Here is a 22,502-nt window from a genome sequence, read left to right as displayed (position 1 = left end):
CCGCTCACTAAGTTACAGCCGGCGGGATTACTCGGCCGCCGCTTCTTCCTTCACCTTCTCATCGTCTTCCGAAGGCTCCGGCTGCGGATCGTCCACCGGCACCTCGGCCGGCGAAAGGTTGCCCGACATTAGATCGTAGAATCGCGTAATCGCAACATTGGCCGGAATGGCGTAGCTCTCGGTGCGGCCGCTGCGGGCAATGTTGAATCCCACGACACGACCTTCCAGATCGACCAATGGGCCACCGCAGTCGACCGGCTTCAGCACCGTGTCGTGCTGGAAGGCCTGGTCGAAGCCAAACCGGCGATTGCTCAGTTTGCTGCCCAGGCTGTTTTGCATCATCCGGCGATCGTTGGGCATGCCGCGAACCGGCGGAGTGAGCGCTGCCTTGATGGATACCCGCTCCTTGCCTCGCAGCACTTCCACTTCAATCACGTCGCCCGCGGTGTACTTGCCAATCACGCGAACCAGCGCTTCGCGGGTGGGCGTTTCCTCTTCGTTGATCTCCACGATCAGATCGTTCACCAACAAGCCCGCGGCTTCGGCCGCCGAGCCCTCGTATACCAGGGCGATACGTGGTTCGTTGCGCTGGGTATCCATCTGGATGCCGAGCCAGCCGCGCTGGGGGCGAATGCGCCGCGTGTCGACCGCCACGATGCCAATCGCCACGGGATCGCGAGCCGCCGCTACGGTGGCAACCCACTCGCCCACTTCGGCGTCGTCGTCGCGTTTCAGGTTCAGCACCGGCAATCCCTTGGCGTCGATCTTCAGCATCGCCATGTCGTACGCCCGATCGATCCCCACCACGCGGGCGTCGAATTCGCGGCCGTCTTTCAGCTTGCAGGTCACGGGGCCCTGCAGTTCGTCGGCCTTGGTGATCACCCAGCCATCGCTCCCCACGATGCCCCCCAGGGCGACCTGTTTGTCATCGGAACGAACGTAGACCGTTGCATCCGCCGCCTCGGCCACGGCGTCGCGAAACGCCCGCCGCACCTGCGGACCGTCGGTCAAACTCGAGGTCGGGATCATCACCCGCTGCATGGCGTTGCGAAACGCTTCGCCAGCTTGCTGCAACGGATCGCGTTCCTGGGCCAGGCTCGATGCATTTGCACCGAGGGCCAATAGCGTAGACGCGGCCCATAACCAACCGAAAGAAACATTCCACTGCTTCATGACTTTTGCCCTTTCTCCTTCGACTTCAGATCTTTCGGCATATCGGCGCTACCCGGCAGCGGCGTGCGTGCCACCCCCAGGCGAAGCTCCACGTCCTTTGTCTCTTCGCCGCGAGCGATCAGCAGCTTGATCGTATCGCCCGGCTGGCAACTGTAAACCTTCTTGCTGAGGTCGTCGAATGTGCCGACCTCTTCCCCATTGAACGAACGGACGATGTCTCCCACCTTCAAGCCAGCGCGATCGGCGGGCATGCCTGGGAATACTTGCGACAGCTTGCATTCGGGTTCGTTGGGGTTGCCAGCGGCGCCCAACAAGGGCCGTGCCTCGGCTTGTTCTTCGGTTCCACCCAGCGGAGCGCCCCACGACTCGCCTGCCACCAAGCGGTCCCAGGTGTCGTGATAAGTGCCGATCGGTACGTGGAAGTTGTCGGTAATCCGGCGGCCGATACGGCTGTTGATGCCGACCACGTCGCCATGCATGTTGAACAACGCCCCGCCCGAGTCGCCACCCACCAGCGTGCAGTCGGTGCTGATCACCCGGTCGTTGGCAAACAGCACACGTCCTAATCGCACGGGCGGAGTTCGCTCGGGATCGAAACCACCGGGATGGCTCATCACCACCACCCACTCACCGGTCTTCAGGTTGTTCTCCTCGGCCATCTTCACATAGGGCCACGGACCTGGGTCGGTAATCTTCATCATACCGCTGTCGATTTCGCGGAACATGCCGAGCGTCTTGCCACGGGCGGTCGATCCGTCTTCGAAGATGAAAGTAACCGGCATTCCCGGTTTGCCCACCACATGACCCGCCGTCAACACTAGGCCGTCGGGACTAACGATCACAGCGCTGCCAAATGCCGCGCCAACGCGAACCGACACCACGGCCGGGCGGACATGGTCGATTACCCGCTGCGTCTGCTTCTGAATGACCTTCAGGTCGGAAGTGTTCTTGGGATACCGCTGCGTGAGGACCTTCTCGACTTCCTCGTCCCACTCAACTGGCTTGTACTCTGCCTGCTTGGCCTTCTCTTCGTCAGTCTTTTCGCTTTCGCCGTCTTTGTCCTCGCCAGGCTCCTTGTCAGTGTCTTCTTCGTCGCTCTTCTGTGGTTTGCCTTCCTCGCTCTCGTCTCCCTTCTCTTCCGCTTTCTTTTCCGGCTCGGCTGGTTTGTCTTCGGCTGGTTTGTCTTCGGCTGGTTTGTCTTCGGCTGGTTTGTCTTCGGCTGGTTTGTCTTCTTCGGGTGTGTCTTCCTCGGGCTTGGGCTCTTCGGCTTTAGGCTCCGTCGGCTTGGATTCTTCAGGCTTCGACTCTTCCGGCTTTGGTTCATCCGGCTTAGATGGCGCGGACTCTTCAGGCGCGGGTTGGTCGGCTTCGGGTTGGGGCTCTTCCTGCGGCGGAGTATCCGGGGCTTGCTGTATTTCGGGCTGCTGCTTCTCGGCCTGCGGGGCGGCGGGCTCCTGGGCCAGCACACCAGTGGCCGATAGCGGCAGCGCAACAGCGATAAGCAGCGCCGTAAACAACGGACTCCATTTCATCGGGAGGCTCCAACAGAACATCAGAAAGGGGGATCGGCGGGGTGGTCTGCGGCAATTCTATGACTGCCAGCAAGGTGGGACAAACGGCGAGCTACAGAATTTGTGGTAAAAAACAAAGCCTTGCTCTTGAAAATGTACGCCCGTATATTACATACTGTACATAATTCAATACCTGGGCGGCCGTTTACCCCCCACCCAATTATGGCGGGTTACCGTGTGCCGCACCGTGTTCAGTTTAGTCAGCCGGGTGCGGAAATCCTACCGGATCGCGCCATAAAACTAGCCCAAACCACCCAGCCCCAAAGGCGATTCCCATCATGCTGCTGGATCATCTAACCCCGCGTCAGAAAGAAGTTTTCGAGTTCATTAAGGACAAGATCGAGAATCGGGGGTACGGTCCGACGGTCCGCGAGATTGGCGACTACTTTGAGATCGCCTCGCCTAACGGGGTGATGTGCCACCTGAAAGCCCTGGAAAAAAAGGGGCTCATTCACCGCGAACCGAACATGTCGCGGGCCATTCAGTTGTCCGAAGCCGTGCTGGCCGAGCAGGGCCTGCCGCTGGTAGGGCAAATTGCCGCTGGTAGCCTTACCGAAGCTATCGAAGATGCCGAACGGTTCGACTTTGACGATTGGTTCCCGCCCAAGAAGGCCCACTTCGCCCTGCGAGTGAAGGGCGACTCGATGATCGAGGCCCAAATCGCCGACGGCGACATTGTCATCTGCCGCAAGGCCCGCACGGCCCACAAGGGAGACATCGTCGTCGCCCAAACCGGCGAAGGCGATGCGACACTAAAGTACTGGTTCCCCGAATCGAACCGTGTCCGTCTGCAACCGGCCAACAGCAGCATGAAACCCATCTACGCCCGCGACGTGCAGGTGCTGGGCGTCGTTACCGGTGTGATCCGCAAGCTGTAGGCTCGAACTCTGTGCGGTGGTTCTGAATTAGACGCGGATTGGCGCGGATCCTGGCGGATTCGCGCGGATCAGAGTGGAACGCAATTCATTGTCTCACCAACACGCTTGGACAGGCGGCCGGGAATAAACTGTGGCCGTTGAACTTCTCACCGTTTGTGTTTGGGATGGTCCCCGCCTCCGTAGCAACGACAAATCCAACCCCACTTGGGAGCACGTTGCCAAGGCGATTCGAGAACCAGACGAACAGAGTCGTAACGATCTGTATCTGATACCCCACACGGCCAATCTTGAAACATGATTGGCAGGTGGCGGAGGGAACGACCGCAATCTCGTTACAGGCTCGATCAATAACGAGCGATTTCCGACAGCCATTTACCAACAAGAGAGCAATAGTCGGGACGAGTAGTTGTTAGTCGGTGGCCAAGTGGGAGATTATCCCAGCCACTGGATTCTAGATGTGGACACAGCACTCAGCGGTGCGAAGTCGTTTCACAAGACTTGCGATTTCGGCGGAGGCGGTCTCCACTGGATTGACGCGTAGCCGACCTCCGATCCGCGTCTATCCGCCAAAATCCGTGCGAATCCGCGACTGATCTAGCGCCGCCAAGCACCAAGACTATGCCGACTTCTCCAGTCCGCTGCTTTGGTTCAGCTTGTTGTAAAGCGTCTTGAGGCTGATGCCGAGCTCTTCGGCGGCCTTCGGCTTGTTGCCTGCGTGACGGTCGAGCGATTGGTGGATGGCTTCCATTTCCAGCTCGCGCAAAGTCATCGGCCCCAACTGCGACTTGGCGCCGCCGCTAAGTTGGCGACGGTTGAAGTGCTGCGGCAGGTGCTCGGTGTCGATGGGACCCGCATCGCACAGAATCGTGGCGTGCTCGATCACATTGGCCAGTTCGCGGACGTTGCCGGGCCACACATGAGCCTTGAGCGCCTGCACCGCGCCGTCGGTCAGTTCGTGATCGAACGCCTTGCCCGAGGGACGGAACCGCCGTAGCAGGTGGCCGGCCAGTTGGGGAATGTCGTCGATCCGTTCGCGGAGCGACGGCAGGTGAATCTCGAACGTGTTGATGCGGTACATCAAGTCTTCGCGGAACTCTTCCTCGGCCACCATCTCTTCCAGGTTGCGGTGCGTCGCGCACACCACGCGGACGTCGACCATCACGGTCTTGTTTTCACCCACGCGGCGGATCTCGCGACTCTCCAATACTCGCAGCAGCTTGGCCTGCATGCTCTTGGGCAGCTCGCCAATTTCGTCCAGGAAGATGGTGCCGCCGGTGGCCACTTCGAACAAACCGGTACGATGGTCGTCCGCACCGGTGAACGAACCCTTGGCGTGGCCGAACAGTTCGCTCTCGATCAATGTCTCTGGCAGTGCGCCACAGTTCACGGCGACAAAGGGCTTACCGGCCCGCGTGCTGTTTTCGTGCACCGCGCGGGCGACCAGTTCCTTGCCGGTGCCGGTCTCGCCGAGGATCAGCACGGTCGAATCGGTCGGCGCCACCTTGGCGATCATCGTCTGCACCTGCTTCATGCCGGGCGTGTCGCCAATCAGCTTGGGCGTGCCCTCGATGTTCTTCAGCCGATGTACCAACGCATAGTACTTGTTGGTCAGTTCGCGTTTGTCCTGCACGCGTTTGAGCAATGCTTCCAGCTCGACCATCGTGCAGGGTTTGGTCAGGTAGTCGAACGCACCGTGCCGCAAGGCGGCAATGGCCGTATCGACCGTGCCCTTGCCGGTGAGCACGATGGCCTCGGTGCTGGGGCACAACTGCTTGGCCTTGGCGATCACGTCGATGCCGCTCATGCCGGGCATGTCGAGGTCGACCAGAATGCAGTCGAAGTTGTCCTTTTCCAACGCCGCCGCGGCAGTCAATCCATCGGGGCATACTGTGACCCGGTGGCCCATCAGCGGCAGTTCGAGCTTCATGATCTCTTGCAGCGAACGCTCGTCGTCCGCGAACAACATCGTCAGCCCTTGAGGTTTGTCTTCAGATTTCATATTGGCAGTGGGAGGCATTGGGAATTAGGCGCTAGCTATTGGGAGTGATTTGAGGTTGGTGTCGCGGTTCAGGCTGCTTGGCCGACCATGGTGGTGGCGGGCAGCGTCACAATGAACTGCGAACCCTGGTTCAGGCCTTCGCTGGTGGCGATGATGCGGCCGCCGTGTTCGTTGACAATTCGGTAGGTAATCGACAGTCCGAGCCCGGTCCCCTGCCCTCCCCGTCGGCGGGTAAAGAACGGCTCGAACAGGTGCTTGATGACTTCCTCGGTCATACCGCAACCCTGGTCGCGGACCACGATGCGGGCTTCGTTGCCCACTCGTTCGACGGCGACGGTCACCTCGCCACCTTCGTCCAGGCTGTCCAGCCCATTGGTGATCAGGTTCAGCACCACCTGTTTCATTTCCTGCGGATTGACGTCGGCAATCACGGGCTCGCCCGGCTCCAGCCGGACGTGTTTGTTGTTGTAACGTCCCAGATGCTGCAGCATCTCAATCACACCAGCCACCAGGTCGCGAAGCTCCGTGGCGTGCCGCTGCGAGTCGCCCATGCGGGAGAAATCGAGCAGCTTCTCGGTGATCTGCTTGCAGCGGAACGCTTCCTTCTGAATCATCTCCAGGTAGCTGATCACGACGGCCCGTTCCGGACTCGGCTCGCCGCCATCGTCGCTGAAGATTTGCTTGACTCGCCCCTCAAGCGACTCGCTGCACAGGGCGATCGACGCCAGCGGGTTGTTGATCTCATGCGCGACGCCGGCGGCCAGGAACCCGACGCTGGCCAGTTGTTCGCTGCGCACGACCTCGCGGGTGCGGTCCTGCACCTGGCGATCGAGGTCGTCGCGGGTTTCTTGGAACCGCGCCGTCATGTCGTTCATGGCCACGGCCAACTCGCCCATCTCGTCGCGGGTGTCGAGGGCGATGCGATGCTGAAAATCGCCCGCCGCGACCCGTCGCGAACCGGCCACCAGAATGTGAAGGGGCCGCGCGATCGTCTTGCGGAACACGACAATCGCCATGCCCATCACCAGGGCGGACAGCAGGAACGTGACCCACGCCAGCGGAATCGCCAGGCGATACTGCGTTCGCACTTCGCCGGCCAGACGCTGCAATCGTTTGCGCAAGTGGCTCGGCAGTTCGCCGGCCAGTTGCCGCAAGCGATCGATCTTCTCTTCCAGCGAACTGAGGTCGTCGTGCACCCAGTCTTCCAGTGGATGGTCCTTCTCCAACTGGTCGAGCACGGCGCGGATTTGCTTAATGGTGGCTCGCTCGGCCTGGTCGTCGCCAATGCGGGCGCCGGCTCGCCGGCTGTTGGCGTCCAGGCGATCGCAATAAGCGGCCAGGGTGATGATGAACTCATCGAACTCCTGGCGATATCTTTCGCGGAACACCGCCAGTTGGGTTTCGTTCTTGGCGGTTAATTTGTCCGTTAACCCTGAATTGGCCAGCGGCTCGAAGGTACCGAACTCGATTTCGTTATGGCTGTTGATCCGCTGCTTGGCCTCGGCCAGGATTACCCGCAGGTTGCCCACGTGCACACTCAGCTCGTCCGCCAACGGCAGTTCTTGCGAGCGGGCGCTGAGGCTCTTCACCAGGCCACGGTAGGCGTACAGACCATACAGCGCAGCCCCGAACAGCAAGCAGAGACTTACGGCCATCAAGCCGAGTCCTACGCGAAGTTTCAGGCGAATCGGCCAGTGCGAGATCAACGGCGACCTCCTTGTCGCAGCGACGAGCGTGGCGATGGTTCCGGGCATCGCCCACGTATAACGCGTCGAGGACTCGTCCGTGAGTCCACACAAGTGGAAGTCTACCAACGTTCGCCAAGCCGCGGCAAGATAGATTGAGCGAGTGCTAGCAAAGAGCCGGTAGCCGGATTCGCAAGAATTCGGTGCGCTCCATGACAGTCCGAGTTCTTGCAAACCCGGCTACGAAGACGATCGGTCGTTCACCACCCGTTAGTGCCGGACTTCCTTGCGCATCAAATAGGCGCCCACTATCAGCAACACGATGTTACCCAGCCAGACGCATTGCGGGGGCAGGTTCCCCTTTTTGGCGGCCTCGACGGTGCCGATGAGCATCGGATAGTAGACCAGTAGAATTGGCAGGAAACAGGCGAAGAAGCTGGCCAGCATCTCCCCTTTGCGGAGCCACACGGCCACCGGTATGCCCACGGCGACAAACGCCAGGCAACTGAAGCCGTTCGACCACCGCCGGTAAGGCTCGGTGTAAAAACGGTTCAGGCGGTTTTCTGAGTTGCGAATCACCCGATCCTGCGACCGCCAGGCGTCGTCCGAAAGCTGGTCGAACTCGCCCGTCAGCATAGCGAAGGCCGCTTCGGTGCTCATGTCCTGCTGCACCTTGCGAATGGTTTCCTGCTCTTCCTGCTTGGCATCGCCAATTTCGGCCAGGGCGTAGTCCGATGGGCTGCGATGCCTCCGCTTGAGGTCCAGCAGTTCATCCAGTGGCCATTCCTGCTGGAACACACCAGGCTGATAGCCGCGAAAGACCCGCCCCTCGACTTCTGGATTCCGCATCCGGATGGCAAGCTTGCCGTTCTCGGTATCGGCGGTGAACTCTGCCGTCTCGGCCGTGATTCCTTCGGGCACTTCGCCAGGGTGTTTGATCAGGATCTGAGGTCCGATTAACGTCCGCCCTTCCACGCCTGCAACGTGCATCGTGAAGTCCCGATATTCGAAGCTGCCCCGCGTGCGTAGCTGGCCATAGGCGATGGCTTCCATCGACTCGAGGATCACGCGGTCCTGTCCGCGACGTCCCCACGAAACAGCCAGGTCGTTGAGCCACACGCCGGTAAAGCTCACCAGCACCGACAACACCAGCGTGGGCCAGACCAGCACCATGGGCGAGATGCCCATCGATTTGACGGCCACCAGTTCGTTGGAGCTGGCAATGCGGCCGTACACGCCGGTGACGGCCAGCAGCAATGCGCCAGGCAGCGTGAACTGCATGGCTTCGGGCAGGATATACGGCGTCAGTTGCAGCAGTCCGCCGAGTCCCAGCCCCACGTCCACGGCCTGCTTGCCCAACAAACCGACGAACATCATCAGCGTCATCACGCCGAGCGTGATAAAGAACACTTTGAGCAGTTCGCCGAGGACGTACTTGGTGAGGATGCGCACAGCCGGGGCACCAACGCAAAAGGGAACACTACGGGACGACTTAAGAGTAACTTCGTCACTTATCCATTTGTGGGATAAAGCAACCACCAGCTTCTCTTGAGGAACTTCCAAGATAGAAGTGCTGGCGGAACTGTAGCAGGCCGGGGCAAGTTAGCAAACGACAGTTCCGGGCGTGCTAGCACTGCCGGCGGCGATAGTGATTTACACCACGCTATCTTCGCTGGCCGCGGTGGCGTCGTGACGCCGGACCTCTTCCATCAGCGTACGAATCGCCTTGGCGTAGAGCTGGATGGCCCGGGTGGGCTCCTTGGCATCGCTGGCCTGCTGGCCCTGGGAGCATTGCTCGTGGAACGCCGACCAGTTGATGCCGTCGCAACCGGCCAGCGGCGAGTGCTCGACGTGCTCGAGTTCGCCCAACTCGCGACACAGTCCGGCCATTTCGACGGCCGTCGTGGTCGGATGGCTTTCGTAATGGCGGTACGGACCGTTACCGTAAGGACCGCCCAGTTCGTGGTACGCTTGCGGCCCGGCGGCGGCACCGAACATCCAGCCGAACAGCTTGCCGAGCCATCCGCGGTCGTTGTCGCCGCCGCAGCAGGGTGGCTTGCCATTGTCGGCGCAAACCGCGGTATTGTCGCCCGACACCTTGGCCACGATCACGGTTATGTTGTCGGGCCCACCTCGCAGGTTGGCGATATCCACCAACGTGGCGGCCGCTTCGTCGGGCTCGAGACACGCCAGCAGCGTGGCCATCAGATCGTTATCCACCACGCCGGTCAGCCCGTCGCTGCACAGCAGGAATTTGTCGCCGGGACAAACGTCGTATGGTCCTTCCAGGTCGACGTTCACCATCGGGTGCGGCCCCAGCGAGCGAGTGATCACGTTCTTGGGGATGCAGGCTGGCACGTTTTCGTCGGCCGTATCGCTGGCGGCCGCCATTTCCCACACCAGGCTGTGATCGAATGTCAGTTGCTCCAGGTCGTTGCAGCGCAAGCGATAGACGCGGCTATCGCCCACATGGGCAATCAGCGCGGCATTGGGCAACAGCACCAGGCAACTGCAGGTGGTGCCCATGCCGTTGAATTCGGCGGCCGACTGCCCCTTGTCGAAGATCAGCTTGTTCGCCTTATGTACGGCTTGGCGCAAGGCGGCCGGCGGTGTCAGCGAACGAAGCTTGTGATAGGTGTGCGGTACGTTGTCGACGGCCAACTTGCTGGCGAGTTCGCCGGCCGCGTGGGCTCCCATGCCGTCGGCCACCATGTAGAAGTGCCCCCGCACCTGGAACTGCTGCTCGTCGGCCTCGGCCACGGCCATGGCATCCTGGTTATTCGCCCGGCGCATGCCCAGATCCGACAGGGCTGCATGGTTCACCTCAAAGGTGCTCGCATCGGGAGACGTTGTCTTAGGGATAGCCATTGAGGTTGGGAAAAGGTCACGGGATGGCGGACGAGCAGGGACCGGGCTGCCACCTAGCATTTTAACCGCTTGACGTGCGAAGTGATAGCGAACCACTTTTTTGCCCTAAACGCAGGGGCTGAGCACGGTGGGGACAACCGAAGTTGCCGCAGGTATTCACCGCTTTGCTAGCAGGACATTCGCTCTGGCCGCGCACCCCACTTGGCCGCTATACTCCGCCGCCCCGTTCCAGCTGGCAGCTTCTCCATTCACTCGACTTGTCGATGCACACGGCCAACCCCTGCACAATTCGCCCACACCTGCTGCAACCGCGCGCTGCGCAGTTGTTGCTGCTGTGCCTGGTGCTGATGACAAGCACCGGTTGTGTGCGGCGGCGCCTGACCGTGCGGAGCAATCCCCCTGGCGCGCTGGTGTATGTCGATAACCAGATGATCGGCACCACACCCTGCTCGGTGGACTTTACCTATTACGGGACACGGGAAATTCGCTTGATCAAGTCGGGTTACGAAACGCTGACCGTCAACCAACCGATTCCCGCCCCCTGGTACCAGGTGCCACCCTTGGACTTCGTTAGCGACAACTTTGCCTTGCACAAGATTCGCGACGACCGCACGGTAAGCTTCAACCTGCAGCCGCAGATGATGCTGCCCGTCGAAGAAGTCATTCGCCGTGGCGAGGAACTTCGCAGTCGTACGGTAACGGGCCAGGTGATGCAGGCCTCGGGCACGGGGGCCCCTGTGGTAACGCAGCCAGGCGTGCCCAATGCCGGTTCGCCTTTCGAAGGCGCTCCGTCGATGCCGCTCGCACCGCCTGGCGGGTTTACTCCCGCCCCATCGCCGGCACCTACGGAGCCTTGGCCCTAGCGGAGCCGGGTTTTTCGCGGACGAGGCGTAGCTCGTCGGCTATGCGGTGCCAACTGCACTCGGATCGGCGTCGCTGGACGCTACTTCACGATGCTGGGATTCAGTGCACCGCCGATAATGCGTCCCGGTTCGCGGGCGATCTTGTCGGTGAAGACTCTCGCGTTGTACAGGATCGGTTCCAGGTCGACACGCACCCGTTCGTTCACATTGTAGACCAGTACCGTGGCGTTGCGCACCAGCAGGTCGACGTCGTTGCTGAGTTTCTTGTCGCGGACCAGCCGTCCCAGGAGTCCCTCGCCCTTGTTCAGTGAAGCGGCGAATCGCGACATGTCCTTCATCACGATGTCGAGGTTGTCGATGGCCGAGATTAACAGGTCGGAGATCTCCTCGCCTCGCTCGCCCAAGGGAGCGGTCAGTCCCTCGATGTTCTGCAGGTTACGATCGGCGCTGCCGATTACCTGGTCGAAGTTGGCGAGCGTCTGTCCGGCGCGTTGCAGCGTACCGCGGGCATCGGTCATCAAGCCGGGGAACTCCCGCAGGGCGTCGGCCAACTGTCCCCGCAGCTCGTTGTCGGCCAGCAGTTGGTCGAAGTTGTTCGTGGTACGGCGGAAGTCCTGTAGCGTGAGGGTGGCCTCGTCGAGCACCTGGCTGATCCGCGTGCCGCTGATGTCGTCGCCGATCGCCTGGTTCATCTTGTCGGCCAGAATGGCCACCTTTTCGCCCGCCTCGCCCAGTTTTTCGATCGAGGGGCCCAGGTTCTGATTCAGCTTGGTAATGGCTGTCAGCGGGTCGTCGGTCACCTGCCCTTCGACCACCGAACCGGCGAGGATTGGTTTGCGATTGTCCCCGGGCAGGGTCGGTTGCTGCATGGCGCCAGTGTCGGGGTCGTCGAGCACCGGCTTGCGCGTGAACGTGACCACCGCATCGCCGAAGATGCTGGAGGGCTCGACTTGCGGTTGGTCGTTCTCGTAGATGACCACATCGCGGTTGATGCGGACCTTCAGCCGTACGCCCGTGGCCGTCCACTCAAGCCCCGACACCCGACCCACCAGCACACCGTCCTTACGCACGGGAGTGTTAATGGCCACGCCAGGGGCGCTGGGCACATCGATCTCGAACTCGTACCCGCGACTGCCAAACGGCGAGGCTGCCGGGTTGTTGATCACCAGCAAAATGCCCAGGAAGGTGATGGTAAACAGCACCACCCAACCCACCCGACGTTGCATTCTACGTTCGTCCATGGTCGCTTACTCCGTGCTCACCGGTCTTGCAAGGCGGTGTGCATGCGTGAGGATTCGTGGCTATCGCGCATTTCCTGCAGGCGTTCGCCTGCTTCGCCTCGCAGGAACTGCGCCACGCGTTTGTCTTTGCACCGCTCGATCTCGTCGGTCGTGCCGTCGAAGATGATCTGCGATTGCTCTTGCCCCAGCCGTGCCAGGGGATACAGCATGACGATGCGGTCGGCCAGCTTCAATGCACTGGTCATGTCGTGCGTCACGACAATGCTTGTCACTTCCGCTTGCTCGCGAGTGCGGATAATCAATTCGTTGATCACGTCGCTCATGATTGGATCGAGCCCCGTGGTCGGCTCGTCGTACAGCAGGATTTCCGGCTCCATGATGATCGCCCGCGCCAAGCCAACGCGCTTGCGCATGCCGCCCGACAGTTCCGCCGGGCGTTTGACCATCACACTGGCGGGCAGTCCCACCATGGCCAGGGCGTCGCGGACCTGATGATAGGCCTCCTCCTGCCCGATGCGGCGATGCTCTCGCAGCGGAAACGCCACGTTGTCGGCAATGGTCAGGCTGTCGAACAGCGCCGCGTTCTGAAACACGAATCCATAACGCGTCCGCAGGGCGGTCAGCTCCTTGTCATTCAGCGTGTCGATCTGCTGACCGTCGTACGCGACGTGCCCCCCGGTCGGTCGCACCAGGCCGATCAGCGATTTGAGCAGCACGGTCTTGCCACAACCGCTCTCGCCGATGATGGCCAATGTCTGCCCACGGGGAACTTCCAGCGTGATATTGCGCAGCACCTTCTGCCGACCAAAGCGGACGGTCAAATCGCGGGCGGCGATCAGGGTGCCGTTGTCGTCGGCTCGTGCGTTGCTGTGCGACTCGCTCATACTGCGTACTCCGGCCAGATGAAGTAATAGACATTATCCAGCGCGATGCTCAGCAGTAAATCAAGCACCAGAATCACGACGAACGACTGCACGAAGGCCGCGGTCGATGCCCGCCCCACGCCTTCGGCACCGGGCAAGCAGTTAAAGCCACGATAGCAGCTCAAAATGGCGATTGCGGCGCCAAAGAAGACGCTTTTGAACACGCCGTACAGCAGATCCCAGTTGGCGTCGGCGTAGCGGGCGTTGTTGACGTAGTAAAACGAGTCGACATTCAGCACGTAAGTGCAGTAGAATCCACCACCCACCACGCCCATGAACACCGCCATGATGGTGAGCGAGGGAATCATGAACAGGCAGGCCAGGAATCGCGGCACCACCAGATACCGTATCGGGTTCGCACCCATCGCCACCAGGGCATCAATCTGCTCGGTAACGCGCATGGTGCCAAGTTCGGCCGCCACGGAACTGCCCACCCGACCGGCCAGCATGGTGGCCGCCAGCACGGGACCAAGTTCGCGGAACATCGAGCGGTTGATCACCGCGCCAAGTTGTGTTTCAAGGCCGAACGCACGGAACTGCGAGTAAGACTGCACCGCCAGCACCATGCCAATAAAGGTGCCAGTAAGCGCCACGACGGGCAGACTGCGGACACCAATCTGGTAGAACGCAAATACCAACGTGTCCTTGCGGGGTAGCCGCGTCACCATCCAGGCAAACGTTTGCCAGGCAAACAGCGTGATGTCGCCCACCGATTCGACCCACGCCAGGGTGATTTCGCCAATGTCGGCAACCCCCTCGGACAACCGGCCAAAAAAACCGGGAGGGCGACGATCGATGCTAGCGGATCCAGTGGACATGAAAAGTGTTTCGCGTTGGGGGGAGTCGCGACCTGAACACCTCGCGCGCACGCGCAGGCCTTCAGGTTCTATTTCGTCGCACCAGACCGTGCGGCTTGAGTAGAGTTTAACGGTTGCGCAAAGTTATGCGAGTGCTAGCAGGGGGTGTGCCATCACTGAGACGCGTCTTACCTCTCTCACGGCTTATACAGCAATGAGGAACGTGCTCTAACCCTCGATCGCCCTGCCTATCACAACGGAAATGAGAAAGAGTCCCACCACAAGCACCGTTAACCCGACGAGGCCCAGCGGCACAAAGTAAGCTGACCAGATACCGACCAGCATCCCCAGAAAGAGCATGGCTTGCCCCCGACGAGCCACTCGGGCAAGCATGCGATGCTGCTCGGACTGCTCGCTTGCAATCGAGTTGGGGTCCACCGTGCTGACATAGGATGCGGAACCCAGGCCCGGAATATCTTCGAGTTCCGTCCCGTTACGTGCCACCGAAGGCTGGTTCGGTAAAAGGACGAACCAGTGAAGATGAATATATATCCAGACGAGAAATACGCCGACCGCACAGCCCATGACCACTTGGGGTGCCATGCCAGTAAACTCGCGCACCCACACCAACACGAACAGCATGACGCCGAGGATCATGAAACTGTACTTGCGCGGCGGCAATTCGTCCGAGGACTCGTTATCGCCCGATGTAGACAACTCTACTGCGACGTCATCGGGCTCGTCGAAGGGTGACTGGGGCTCTGCCATGTGTCCGATTGTACTTCAAGCGGATGCATGGGGGCCACTCGATGGCCGGGGCCCGTTTACCACCGCAAACCACCGGACGCGTTGCGCATGAAAAAACCCCGCGACTGCTCGCAGTCGCGGGGTTGTGGAACGCGGTTCGTAGGGCCGGCCTTACTCTTCGTTGCTCTCGGATTCCTCCGATTCGCCTTCGCCACTCACGCCGGCGGCAACCGGTTCGGCGGGCTCGGTCGGCTTGAGCGTCTTGCCTTCGAACACCAGCTGCTTCTTGTTGCCTACCTTCTTGACCTCCACCTCGACGGTGTCCTTTCCGGCGAACTCGCCCTTCAGGAGCTCTTCGGCCAGCGGGTCCTCGACGTAGGTTTCGATAGCACGACGCAGTGGGCGGGCACCGAAGTCGGTGTTCGAACCCTTCTTGATCAGGAACTGCTTGGCTTCTTCGGAAAGCACCAACTCCAGGCCCTTCTCGGCCAGGCGGCTGGTGATCTTAGAAAGCTCGAGATCGACGATCTGCTCCAGATCCTTGTTCTGCAAGTGGCGGAATACGATCACGTCGTTGCAGCGGCCGATAAATTCGGGGCGGAAGACCTTTTCGATCTCGTCCATCACGCGGGTTTTCATACCATCGTAGGAAGCATCGTCGTCCTGCCGAGTGAAGCCAAACTGCGACTCGTTCTTGATCGCATCGGCACCGGCGTTGGTGGTCATGATCAAAATGACGTTGCGGAAGTCGACGTTGCGACCGAACGAGTCGGTCAGGCGGCCTTCTTCCATGATCTGCAACAGCATGTTGAACACTTCGGGGTGGGCCTTCTCGATTTCGTCGAGCAATACCACCGCGTACGGACGGCGGCGGATCTGCTCGGTGAGCTGACCACCTTCTTCGTAACCAACGTAGCCGGGAGGGGCACCAATCAGTCGGCTGACATTGTGCTTCTCCATGTACTCGCTCATGTCGATCTGGATCAGCGCGTCGTCGTCGCCGAACATGAATTCGGCCAAGGCCTTGGCCAAGAGCGTCTTACCGACACCCGTGGGGCCGGCGAAGATGAACGCACCAGTCGGACGCTTGGGATCCTGCAGACCGCTTCGGCTGCGACGGACCGCCTTGCTGATGGCCTTGATGGCCTCGTCCTGGCTGATCACGCGTTGATGCAGTTCCTCTTCCATGTGCATCAACCGCAGGCTGTCTTCGGTGCTCATGCGGGTGAGCGGAATGCCGGTCATCTTCGACACGACCTCAGCAATGACGTCCTCGTCGACGACACCACCGTTTTCGCGCGACTTCTCGCGCCATTCCTTGTGGATCTGCTGCTTCTTTTTCTTCAGCTTGTCGGCCTGATCGCGAAGCGCGGCGGCCTTCTCGAAGTCCTGGCTGGCGACCGCCTCTTCCTTCTGATTGTTCAGGGCCTCGACCTCTTCGTCGATTTCCTTCAGATTTGGCGGCTTCGACATGCTCTTCAGTCGCACGCGGGCACCCGCCTCGTCGATCACGTCGATCGCCTTATCCGGCAGGCAACGGCCCGTGATGTAACGATCGGAGAATTCGACGGCCGACTGAATGGCGTCGTCGGTGATTTGCACGCGGTGGTGCTCCTCGTAGCGGTCGCGAAGACCCTTGAGGATCTCTACGGTGTCTTCCGGCGAGGTCGGTTCGACCAGCACTTCCTGGAACCGGCGAGCCAGTGCCGAGTCCTTCTCGATGTACTTGCGGTACTCGTCGAGCGTCGTGGCACCGATGCACTGGATTTCGCCACGCGCGAGGGCGGGCTTCAGCACGTTCGAGGCGTCGATCGCACCCTCGGCACCACCGGCGCCGACCAGGGTGTGCAGCTCGTCGATGAACAGGATGGTGTTCTTTGCCCGGCGAACTTCGTTCATCACGGCCTTGATACGTTCTTCGAACTGACCGCGGTACTTGGTGCCGGCCACCATCATGGCCAGGTCCAAGACGACGATTCGCTTATCGAGCAACAGCTCCGGCACGTCGCCATCGACCACGCGTTGGGCGAAACCTTCGACGATGGCCGTCTTGCCAACGCCCGCTTCACCAAGCAGGACCGGATTGTTCTTCGTGCGGCGGCAGAGCACCTGGATGGCTCGTTCGATTTCCTTGGCGCGGCCGATCACGGGGTCGAGCTTCCTGCCCCGAGCCAACTCGGTAAGGTCGCGACCGAAGCTGTCGAGGGCTGGCGTGCGGCTGCGGCTGCCCTTCTTGCCACCTTCGCGTCCTTCGCCTTCTTCCTCGCCACCGGCGGGGGTGCGGCCACCCCGTTCGCTGTCGCCGCCTTCCAGGCCGTGGCCCAGCAGGTTGAGCACTTCGTCGCGGACTTCTTCCAGCTTCAGGCCCAAGTTCATCAACACCTGGGCAGCCACGCCTTCCTGCTCGCGGAGCAGGCCCAGCAGGATGTGCTCGGTGCCGACGTAGTTGTGGTTCAGGTTGCGAGCCTCTTCCATCGAGTACTCGATCACCTTCTTGGCGCGGGGCGTTTGCGGCAGCCGGCCCATGGTCACCATGTCGGGACCACTTTGCACCAGCTTCTCGACCTCCAGGCGGATCTTCCGCAGGTCGACGTCCAGGTTCTTCAACACGTTGGCCGCCACGCCGCTGCCCTCTTTAATGAGGCCCAGCAGCACGTGCTCGGTGCCGATGTATTCGTGGTTGAACCGCTGCGCTTCCTGGTTGGCCAGTTGCATCACCTTGCGGGCGCGGTCGGTGAATCGTTCGTACATTGCCTATCTCCGTTGCTGTGATCGAAAGGTCTGGGTCGTTCGATCGGGGCTACAGCGTCGTGTGATTTATGTGGATAAGTAGTATAGGTGTAGGGGGCTCGCGTTTCGCCTGAACGCCATTTATCGAAGCTTGAGTATCAGATCTGGTTGTTATCGTTGTCGTCCAGGATCCGTTGCAGTTCCTGGCGAATGTCGTCGGGGGTTACGCCGCGGTTCACCATCGCCTGCACCGCTACGCTGTCTTGCTTCTCCAGTAACCCCAGCAACAGATGCTCTGTTCCGACGAATTCGTGCCTCAACATGTGAGCGGCACGATTTGCGTTTTGTAAGGCTTCGCGGGCCGAGTCGTCGAAACGTTCATACATCGCCATGCTGAAAGGGCTCCTGGTTAAGCGGGCAATCCGGCAAAGGAGGCAAACCTGCGGAATTCTAGGCAGGTGGCTACCAATAATCCAATCGCGGACTCCGATTCGGTTTTTCTAAGCGGCTTCGGACGCCTGGTCGGTTTGTCTTGTATCGTCCACCGTGGCAGCAGTGGCCAATGCCAGTTCTTGTTCGATTTCAAATCGCCAAGGTGCGGCCGCGTCCAGTCGTGCTATTCGCCCCAATCGCCGCACGGCGTGACGGGTTCGCCCCAGGTGTCGCCACAACGTGGCCAGTAATAGTTGTGCTTCGATGTCGTGTTTGTTGACTTTTATCAACTCGAGCAAAGTCCGCTCGGCTGCAATCCAATCGCCCGCCAGGTACGACCGCTGGGCGGCCATCAACTGCTGGTCGGCCTCGGCCTGCTGCAAGGCAAGTTGCTCGGTTTCCGGGTCGGGCCGATCCTCTTCGGCAGCCCGGCGGCGCTCTGCCTGGCGTCGGAGTTCACCCCGTGTTTCCCACAGCGCGGCTACCCACAACGCGAACAAAGCTGCCCCGCCTACCCATTTTGCCCTTGGTTCCATCAGCTCGGGCCATATAAATAGGTTGACGATGGCGAGGTTCACCAGCGCAGTAAATCCTATCGCGAGTGCCAAACCCGCCCAAGACCCCTCGACCCACAGGTGGGGGAGTCCCGGCCACAGGTAGGCCAGCCAGGGGGGGCGTTTTTTCGGCTTTGGCGACGGCAAGGCAAACTCTTCTGATTGTCCCGCGGTTCGGACCGATTCGGCGTCCCTCTCGGGCTGGACTGGTAAGTCCGCCAAAGTCTAGGTCCACACGGGGACGATTCAAGACAACTCGACTAATAGCCACAACTTACGGCCGATCAACGTTCCCGCGAATCGGCCCTGGCCCCACGAAACGACACAACCCACGCTAACTGACGGAGCAGTCGGTACGTATGATTAGGAACATAGCGGCTGTAGCGGCAAACGGCGAGATCGATTGATGCTAGCGACCCCTGAGGTCAGGATTCAGGGGCCGGGGGTCAGAACAGGAAAATCGCCAAGCCGGAGGCGTGAGCCAGCGGGTTCGACCTACCAATTACCAAATCCCCTTTCCAATTCGCCGCCCCAACAACCGAGGACCTACGCCTCGCCCGCAAAATACCGATGACCGATCTTCCCGACACCTCCGTACTCCGAATAATCGACGCTGCGCTGAATCGCGCCGGTGAAGGGCTGCGCGTTGTCGAGGACTACCTGCGGATGGTGCTGGACGATGGACACCTGGCGCGGCGGGCGAAGTCGCTGCGGCACGATCTGTCCTTGGCGGCGGCCACGCTCGAGCCATCGGCGCGGCTCGCGGCGCGAGACACTTTGGGCGACGTCGGCACGCAGAACACGACCCCCAGCGAACAATCGCGCGGCACCGCAGCCGATGTGGCAGCCGCCAGTTTCCGACGAGTGGCCGAAGCCCTGCGTACCATCGAGGAGTACGCCAAACTGCTGGACACTCCGCTGGCTGGCCGCTGCGAGGCGATGCGGTACCAGTTGTACACACTGGAGAAGACCACCGGCATCGCGGCCGATGCTCAGCAACGCATAGCCGGTGCAAGGCTGTACGTGCTGATCGATGGCCGCGATTCGGCCGCGGTGTTTGCCGAGTTGGTCGAGTCGCTGGTGGCCGCCGGCGTGGGGGTGATACAACTCCGCGACAAGTCGCTCGACGACCGCCAGTTGCTGAGCCGCGCCGAGCAATTGGTCGCGGCCACGCGTGGCTCCACTTCTTTGGCCATTGTGAACGATCGCGCCGACATTGCCGCGGCGGTCCACGCCGATGGCGTGCACCTGGGACAGGACGACTTGAGCGTGTCAGCCGTGCGGCGGATCGTGGGCCCCGACATGCTGGTGGGCGTGTCGACGCACAACATCCAGCAAGCGCGCCAGGCGGTGCTCGACGGGGCCAACTACTTAGGCGCGGGCCCTACGTTCACCTCCACAACCAAACAGTTCAGCGAGTTCGCCGGGCTCGAGTACCTGCGCGAAGTGGCCAGCGAGATTTCGCTCCCCACCTTCGCCATCGGCGGCATCACCCCCGATAACCTGCACCAGGTGCTGGCTACCGGCATCGAGCGGGTGGCCGTGGCGGGAGCTGTCGCCAATGCGCAACATCCGGCGGAGTCGGCCAGTCGGCTGCTGGAGGCTCTGCAACATTCGTCTGCAGTCAGAACGACATCTGGAGTATCATAGGGCGAACTTGGATATGACCCTCGTTCTCACGCTCTGCGTGGGAACAGAATGGTCGGCCGCTCTGCGGCCATTAGGTAAAGGAGCGACCGCGGAGCGGTCATGCAGTGTGTTCCCACACAGAGCGTGGGAACGAGAGTAGCGTAGAAAGCGTTTTGGTCATTCGTAAAGAGTTATTGCAATCCAATGCTTCACCCTGTAATTATGGCCGGCGGTTCCGGCACTCGATTCTGGCCCGCTAGCCGCCAGATGTCGCCCAAGCAACTGCTTTCGCTGGTGCCCGGTGGCACGATGATCGCCCAAACCGTGGGGCGGCTTGGCGACCTGGCGCCGCCCGAGAACTGCCTGGTCGTCACCAATGCCAGACTGGTGGAGCCGGTCCGCGAGCAACTGCCCGAGCTGCCCCCCGAAGCAGTGGTGGGCGAACCAGCTAAGCGCGACACCGCGCCCTGCATCGGGCTGGCCGCGCTGCTCGTGACCAAAGTGGCGAACGATCCAGAGGCCATCATGGCGGTGATGCCGGCCGACCATGTGATCGACCCGCCCGAAGCGTTCCAGGACGCGATTCGCCAGGCGGTGGAGTTGATCGAGGCCAATCCCTCGCTGATCGTCACCTACGGCATCAAGCCAACTTACCCGGCCGAGATCTTTGGCTACATCCATCGCGATGTGCCGATGGCTCTGTCGACCGACGAGTCGCTGGCCCCCGCATACCACGTGAAGGGCTTTCGCGAGAAGCCCGACGCCGAAACGGCGGCCGAATACCTGGAGTCGGGCGAGTACTACTGGAACAGTGGCATCTTCGTCTGGCGGGCGTCGACCATTCTCGACGCGCTGCGCGAGCATCAACCGCAGATGCTGGACCACCTGGAAAAAATCGCCGACGCCTGGGGCACCAGCGAGCAGCAGGAAGTCTTCGAGCGGGAATTCACCGCCATCGAGGGCATCTCGATCGACTACGCCGTGATGGAGCACGCCGAGCACATCGTGGTGATCGAAGCACCGTTCGAGTGGGACGACCTGGGGGGCTGGCAGTCGCTTTCCCGCCGGCTGGGCGTCGACGAGGAGGGCAACACGATCGTCGGCCGGCATTTGGGACTGGGCACCTCCGGCTCCATCGTTCGCTCGACCGACGAACATCTGGTGGTGACGCTGGGGCTGGAGGACTGTATCGTAGTCCACACGCCCGACGCCACGCTGGTGGCCAACAAACATGATGAAGAGTCCATCCGTAAGATAGTCAAGCAGCTCGAATCGCTGGGCTGGCACGAACATTTGTAGCAGCCATCGTTCCGCTGGGCCCGGTATAATGGAGTGACGATGAATCGACGTAACTTCCAACTCGGACTGGCAGCCCTGCTAGCTGGCGGCGTGGCCCCCCGCGCGCTAGCCGAAGGCAGGCCAAAACGCCGCCGCGGGCTGCCTAACGTGCGGGCTTCGACCTCCGGCGGACAGCAGTTCTGGGGCGACGTTCGCTACCACGCTGGCTATCGCATTCAGCAGCACGCCCTGACGGGCCACTATCGATTGCTGAATCCCCAGTACCACCGCATCGCCTGGGGCACGCTCAATTCGTGTGAGGCCGCGCTCGCCGACATTCGCGCCGAGCAGCCGGAACTCAAGAACTCGGCCACCGCTGTGGTGTTCCTGCACGGTTTATTCCGCACCCGCTGGAGCATGTCGCGCATCGCCCGCCATGTGGCCCAGCAAACCAACTGGCAACCGATCGTGCTGGGTTATCCCTCCACTCGTGGATCGGTGGGCGACCATGCCCAAATGCTGTCGCAGGTGATCAACCATCTGGACGACGTGAAGCAGATTCACTTTGTCGCCCACAGCCTGGGCAACCTGGTGATTCGCTACTGGCTGGGCAACGAGGCCCACCAGCGGGCGTGGACCAAGAGCCAGCGCGAGACCGGCCGCATGGTGATGCTCGGCCCGCCCAATCACCGTCCGTCGCTGGCACAAACGCTGGTGCCAATCGACGCCCATCACATCATCGCTGGCGAGGCAGGCATCGAGTTGCAGAGCGATTGGGAAAAGTTGGAGCCCAAGCTGGCGACCCCTTCGTTCGACTTCGGCATCCTGGCCGGCGGCATGGGCGACGATTCGGGGCATAACCCGCTGATTCCTGGCGACGACGATATGATTGTCGGTGTCGATGAAACACGGCTCACCGGCGCGCGCGACTTCCGCGTGCTGAAAGTGATCCACGCCACGATGATGGACGAGGACATCACGCAAGAGATGACCGCCCGCTTCCTGCAGCACGGCTACTTCGAATCGCCCACCGCTCGCAAGCCGCTGGAAGCGAAGGAGCAACAGGTTTCTCAAATTCAGTCGCCGACTGAATAGTGGATGCTGGGTGGCTGGCATCGAGGCAAAGGTGGGTGA

Annotated in this window: 18 protein-coding genes; 5 read left to right on the top strand and 13 right to left on the bottom strand. The window is 61.1% G+C overall.

All coding sequences use genetic code 11. From position 1 onward, the window contains the following. Nucleotides 1-27: 27 nt before the first annotated feature. A complete protein-coding gene (locus tag NG895_RS23370) occupies nt 28-1,173 on the bottom strand; it encodes a S1C family serine protease (protein ID WP_252854961.1) in 1,146 nt (381 codons plus the stop codon). Beyond that, the gene (locus tag NG895_RS23365) at nt 1,170-2,705 is read right to left on the bottom strand and encodes a trypsin-like peptidase domain-containing protein (RefSeq protein WP_252854960.1); all 1,536 of its coding nucleotides are present in this window, start codon (nt 2,703-2,705) and stop codon (nt 1,170-1,172) included. Before NG895_RS23365 ends, NG895_RS23370 begins: the two co-directional genes overlap by 4 nt. A 317-nt stretch (nt 2,706-3,022) precedes the next feature. Here NG895_RS23365 and lexA point away from each other — a divergent pair, with 317 nt between their 5' ends. After that, entirely contained in the window at nt 3,023-3,622 is a 600-nt protein-coding gene (lexA, locus tag NG895_RS23360; protein WP_252854959.1) for a transcriptional repressor LexA, read from the top strand. A gap of 616 nt (nt 3,623-4,238) precedes the next feature. Here the strand turns inward: lexA and NG895_RS23355 are convergent. From NG895_RS23355 to NG895_RS23340, 4 genes are all read right to left on the bottom strand, one after another. Then, nucleotides 4,239-5,621: a sigma-54-dependent transcriptional regulator gene (locus NG895_RS23355; protein ID WP_425267250.1), complete on the bottom strand. Its 1,383-nt coding sequence runs from the start codon at nt 5,619-5,621 to the stop codon at nt 4,239-4,241. 68 nt (nt 5,622-5,689) lie between these two features. Then, entirely contained in the window at nt 5,690-7,375 is a 1,686-nt protein-coding gene (locus NG895_RS23350) for a sensor histidine kinase (RefSeq protein ID WP_252854958.1), read from the bottom strand. A 201-nt stretch (nt 7,376-7,576) separates the two neighbouring features. Continuing rightward, nucleotides 7,577-8,758 carry an LptF/LptG family permease gene (locus NG895_RS23345; protein WP_252854957.1) on the bottom strand — a complete coding sequence of 394 codons (1,182 nt, stop codon included), beginning with the start codon at nt 8,756-8,758 and terminating at the stop codon, nt 7,577-7,579. 201 nt (nt 8,759-8,959) lie between these two features. After that, nucleotides 8,960-10,174: a PP2C family protein-serine/threonine phosphatase gene (locus tag NG895_RS23340; protein ID WP_252854956.1), complete on the bottom strand. Its 1,215-nt coding sequence runs from the start codon at nt 10,172-10,174 to the stop codon at nt 8,960-8,962. Nucleotides 10,175-10,437: 263 nt separating this feature from the next. On the opposite strand from NG895_RS23340, the gene NG895_RS23335 reads away from it, so the two are divergent. Further along, a complete protein-coding gene (locus NG895_RS23335) occupies nt 10,438-11,037 on the top strand; it encodes a PEGA domain-containing protein (protein ID WP_252854955.1) in 600 nt (199 codons plus the stop codon). A gap of 80 nt (nt 11,038-11,117) precedes the next feature. Here the strand turns inward: NG895_RS23335 and NG895_RS23330 are convergent, their stop codons facing one another. From NG895_RS23330 to NG895_RS23300, 7 genes are all read right to left on the bottom strand, one after another. Next, a complete protein-coding gene (locus NG895_RS23330) occupies nt 11,118-12,278 on the bottom strand; it encodes an MlaD family protein (protein ID WP_252854954.1) in 1,161 nt (386 codons plus the stop codon). Nucleotides 12,279-12,295: 17 nt separating this feature from the next. Then, the gene (locus tag NG895_RS23325; protein WP_252854953.1) at nt 12,296-13,162 is read right to left on the bottom strand and encodes an ABC transporter ATP-binding protein; all 867 of its coding nucleotides are present in this window, start codon (nt 13,160-13,162) and stop codon (nt 12,296-12,298) included. After that, the gene (locus NG895_RS23320) at nt 13,159-14,019 is read right to left on the bottom strand and encodes an MlaE family ABC transporter permease (RefSeq protein WP_252854952.1); all 861 of its coding nucleotides are present in this window, start codon (nt 14,017-14,019) and stop codon (nt 13,159-13,161) included. The genes NG895_RS23325 and NG895_RS23320 overlap by 4 nt, the downstream gene beginning before the upstream one ends. A gap of 207 nt (nt 14,020-14,226) precedes the next feature. Then, on the bottom strand, nt 14,227-14,766 hold the full coding sequence (locus NG895_RS23315) for a hypothetical protein (RefSeq protein WP_252854951.1): 540 nt from the start codon (nt 14,764-14,766) through the stop codon (nt 14,227-14,229). Nucleotides 14,767-14,916: 150 nt separating this feature from the next. After that, the gene (locus NG895_RS23310; RefSeq protein ID WP_252854950.1) at nt 14,917-17,496 is read right to left on the bottom strand and encodes an ATP-dependent Clp protease ATP-binding subunit; all 2,580 of its coding nucleotides are present in this window, start codon (nt 17,494-17,496) and stop codon (nt 14,917-14,919) included. A 137-nt stretch (nt 17,497-17,633) separates the two neighbouring features. Next, the gene (locus NG895_RS23305; protein ID WP_252854949.1) at nt 17,634-17,867 is read right to left on the bottom strand and encodes a Clp protease N-terminal domain-containing protein; all 234 of its coding nucleotides are present in this window, start codon (nt 17,865-17,867) and stop codon (nt 17,634-17,636) included. A 108-nt stretch (nt 17,868-17,975) separates the two neighbouring features. Next, the gene (locus NG895_RS23300; protein ID WP_252854948.1) at nt 17,976-18,608 is read right to left on the bottom strand and encodes a tetratricopeptide repeat protein; all 633 of its coding nucleotides are present in this window, start codon (nt 18,606-18,608) and stop codon (nt 17,976-17,978) included. Nucleotides 18,609-19,031: 423 nt separating this feature from the next. On the opposite strand from NG895_RS23300, the gene NG895_RS23295 reads away from it, so the two are divergent. From NG895_RS23295 to NG895_RS23285, 3 genes are all read left to right on the top strand, one after another. Beyond that, entirely contained in the window at nt 19,032-20,111 is a 1,080-nt protein-coding gene (locus NG895_RS23295; RefSeq protein ID WP_252854947.1) for a thiamine phosphate synthase, read from the top strand. A gap of 183 nt (nt 20,112-20,294) precedes the next feature. After that, the gene (locus tag NG895_RS23290) at nt 20,295-21,389 is read left to right on the top strand and encodes a mannose-1-phosphate guanylyltransferase (protein WP_252854946.1); all 1,095 of its coding nucleotides are present in this window, start codon (nt 20,295-20,297) and stop codon (nt 21,387-21,389) included. Between the two features lie 39 nt (nt 21,390-21,428). Beyond that, the gene (locus NG895_RS23285) at nt 21,429-22,463 is read left to right on the top strand and encodes an esterase/lipase family protein (RefSeq protein ID WP_252854945.1); all 1,035 of its coding nucleotides are present in this window, start codon (nt 21,429-21,431) and stop codon (nt 22,461-22,463) included. Nucleotides 22,464-22,502: the final 39 nt, after the last annotated feature.

This window comes from Aeoliella straminimaris (assembly GCF_024054565.1).
GTDB lineage: Bacteria > Planctomycetota > Planctomycetia > Pirellulales > Lacipirellulaceae > Aeoliella > Aeoliella straminimaris.
This window is presented reverse-complemented; position numbering and strand designations above follow the sequence as displayed.

Bases quoted from the DNA above. Each gene is read 5' to 3' on its own strand.
- NG895_RS23370 (WP_252854961.1), bottom strand. From the start codon at position 1,173: ATGAAGCAGTGGAATGTTTCTTTCGGTTGGTTATGGGCCGCGTCTACG.
- NG895_RS23365 (WP_252854960.1), bottom strand. From the start codon at position 2,705: ATGAAATGGAGTCCGTTGTTTACGGCGCTGCTTATCGCTGTTGCGCTG.
- lexA (WP_252854959.1), top strand. From the start codon at position 3,023: ATGCTGCTGGATCATCTAACCCCGCGTCAGAAAGAAGTTTTCGAGTTC.
- NG895_RS23355 (WP_425267250.1), bottom strand. From the start codon at position 5,621: ATGAAATCTGAAGACAAACCTCAAGGGCTGACGATGTTGTTCGCGGAC.
- NG895_RS23350 (WP_252854958.1), bottom strand. From the start codon at position 7,375: ATGCCCGGAACCATCGCCACGCTCGTCGCTGCGACAAGGAGGTCGCCG.
- NG895_RS23340 (WP_252854956.1), bottom strand. From the start codon at position 10,174: ATGGCTATCCCTAAGACAACGTCTCCCGATGCGAGCACCTTTGAGGTG.
- NG895_RS23335 (WP_252854955.1), top strand. From the start codon at position 10,438: ATGCACACGGCCAACCCCTGCACAATTCGCCCACACCTGCTGCAACCG.
- NG895_RS23330 (WP_252854954.1), bottom strand. From the start codon at position 12,278: ATGGACGAACGTAGAATGCAACGTCGGGTGGGTTGGGTGGTGCTGTTT.
- NG895_RS23325 (WP_252854953.1), bottom strand. From the start codon at position 13,162: ATGAGCGAGTCGCACAGCAACGCACGAGCCGACGACAACGGCACCCTG.
- NG895_RS23320 (WP_252854952.1), bottom strand. From the start codon at position 14,019: ATGTCCACTGGATCCGCTAGCATCGATCGTCGCCCTCCCGGTTTTTTT.
- NG895_RS23315 (WP_252854951.1), bottom strand. From the start codon at position 14,766: ATGGCAGAGCCCCAGTCACCCTTCGACGAGCCCGATGACGTCGCAGTA.
- NG895_RS23310 (WP_252854950.1), bottom strand. From the start codon at position 17,496: ATGTACGAACGATTCACCGACCGCGCCCGCAAGGTGATGCAACTGGCC.
- NG895_RS23305 (WP_252854949.1), bottom strand. From the start codon at position 17,867: ATGGCGATGTATGAACGTTTCGACGACTCGGCCCGCGAAGCCTTACAA.
- NG895_RS23295 (WP_252854947.1), top strand. From the start codon at position 19,032: ATGACCGATCTTCCCGACACCTCCGTACTCCGAATAATCGACGCTGCG.
- NG895_RS23290 (WP_252854946.1), top strand. From the start codon at position 20,295: ATGCTTCACCCTGTAATTATGGCCGGCGGTTCCGGCACTCGATTCTGG.
- NG895_RS23285 (WP_252854945.1), top strand. From the start codon at position 21,429: ATGAATCGACGTAACTTCCAACTCGGACTGGCAGCCCTGCTAGCTGGC.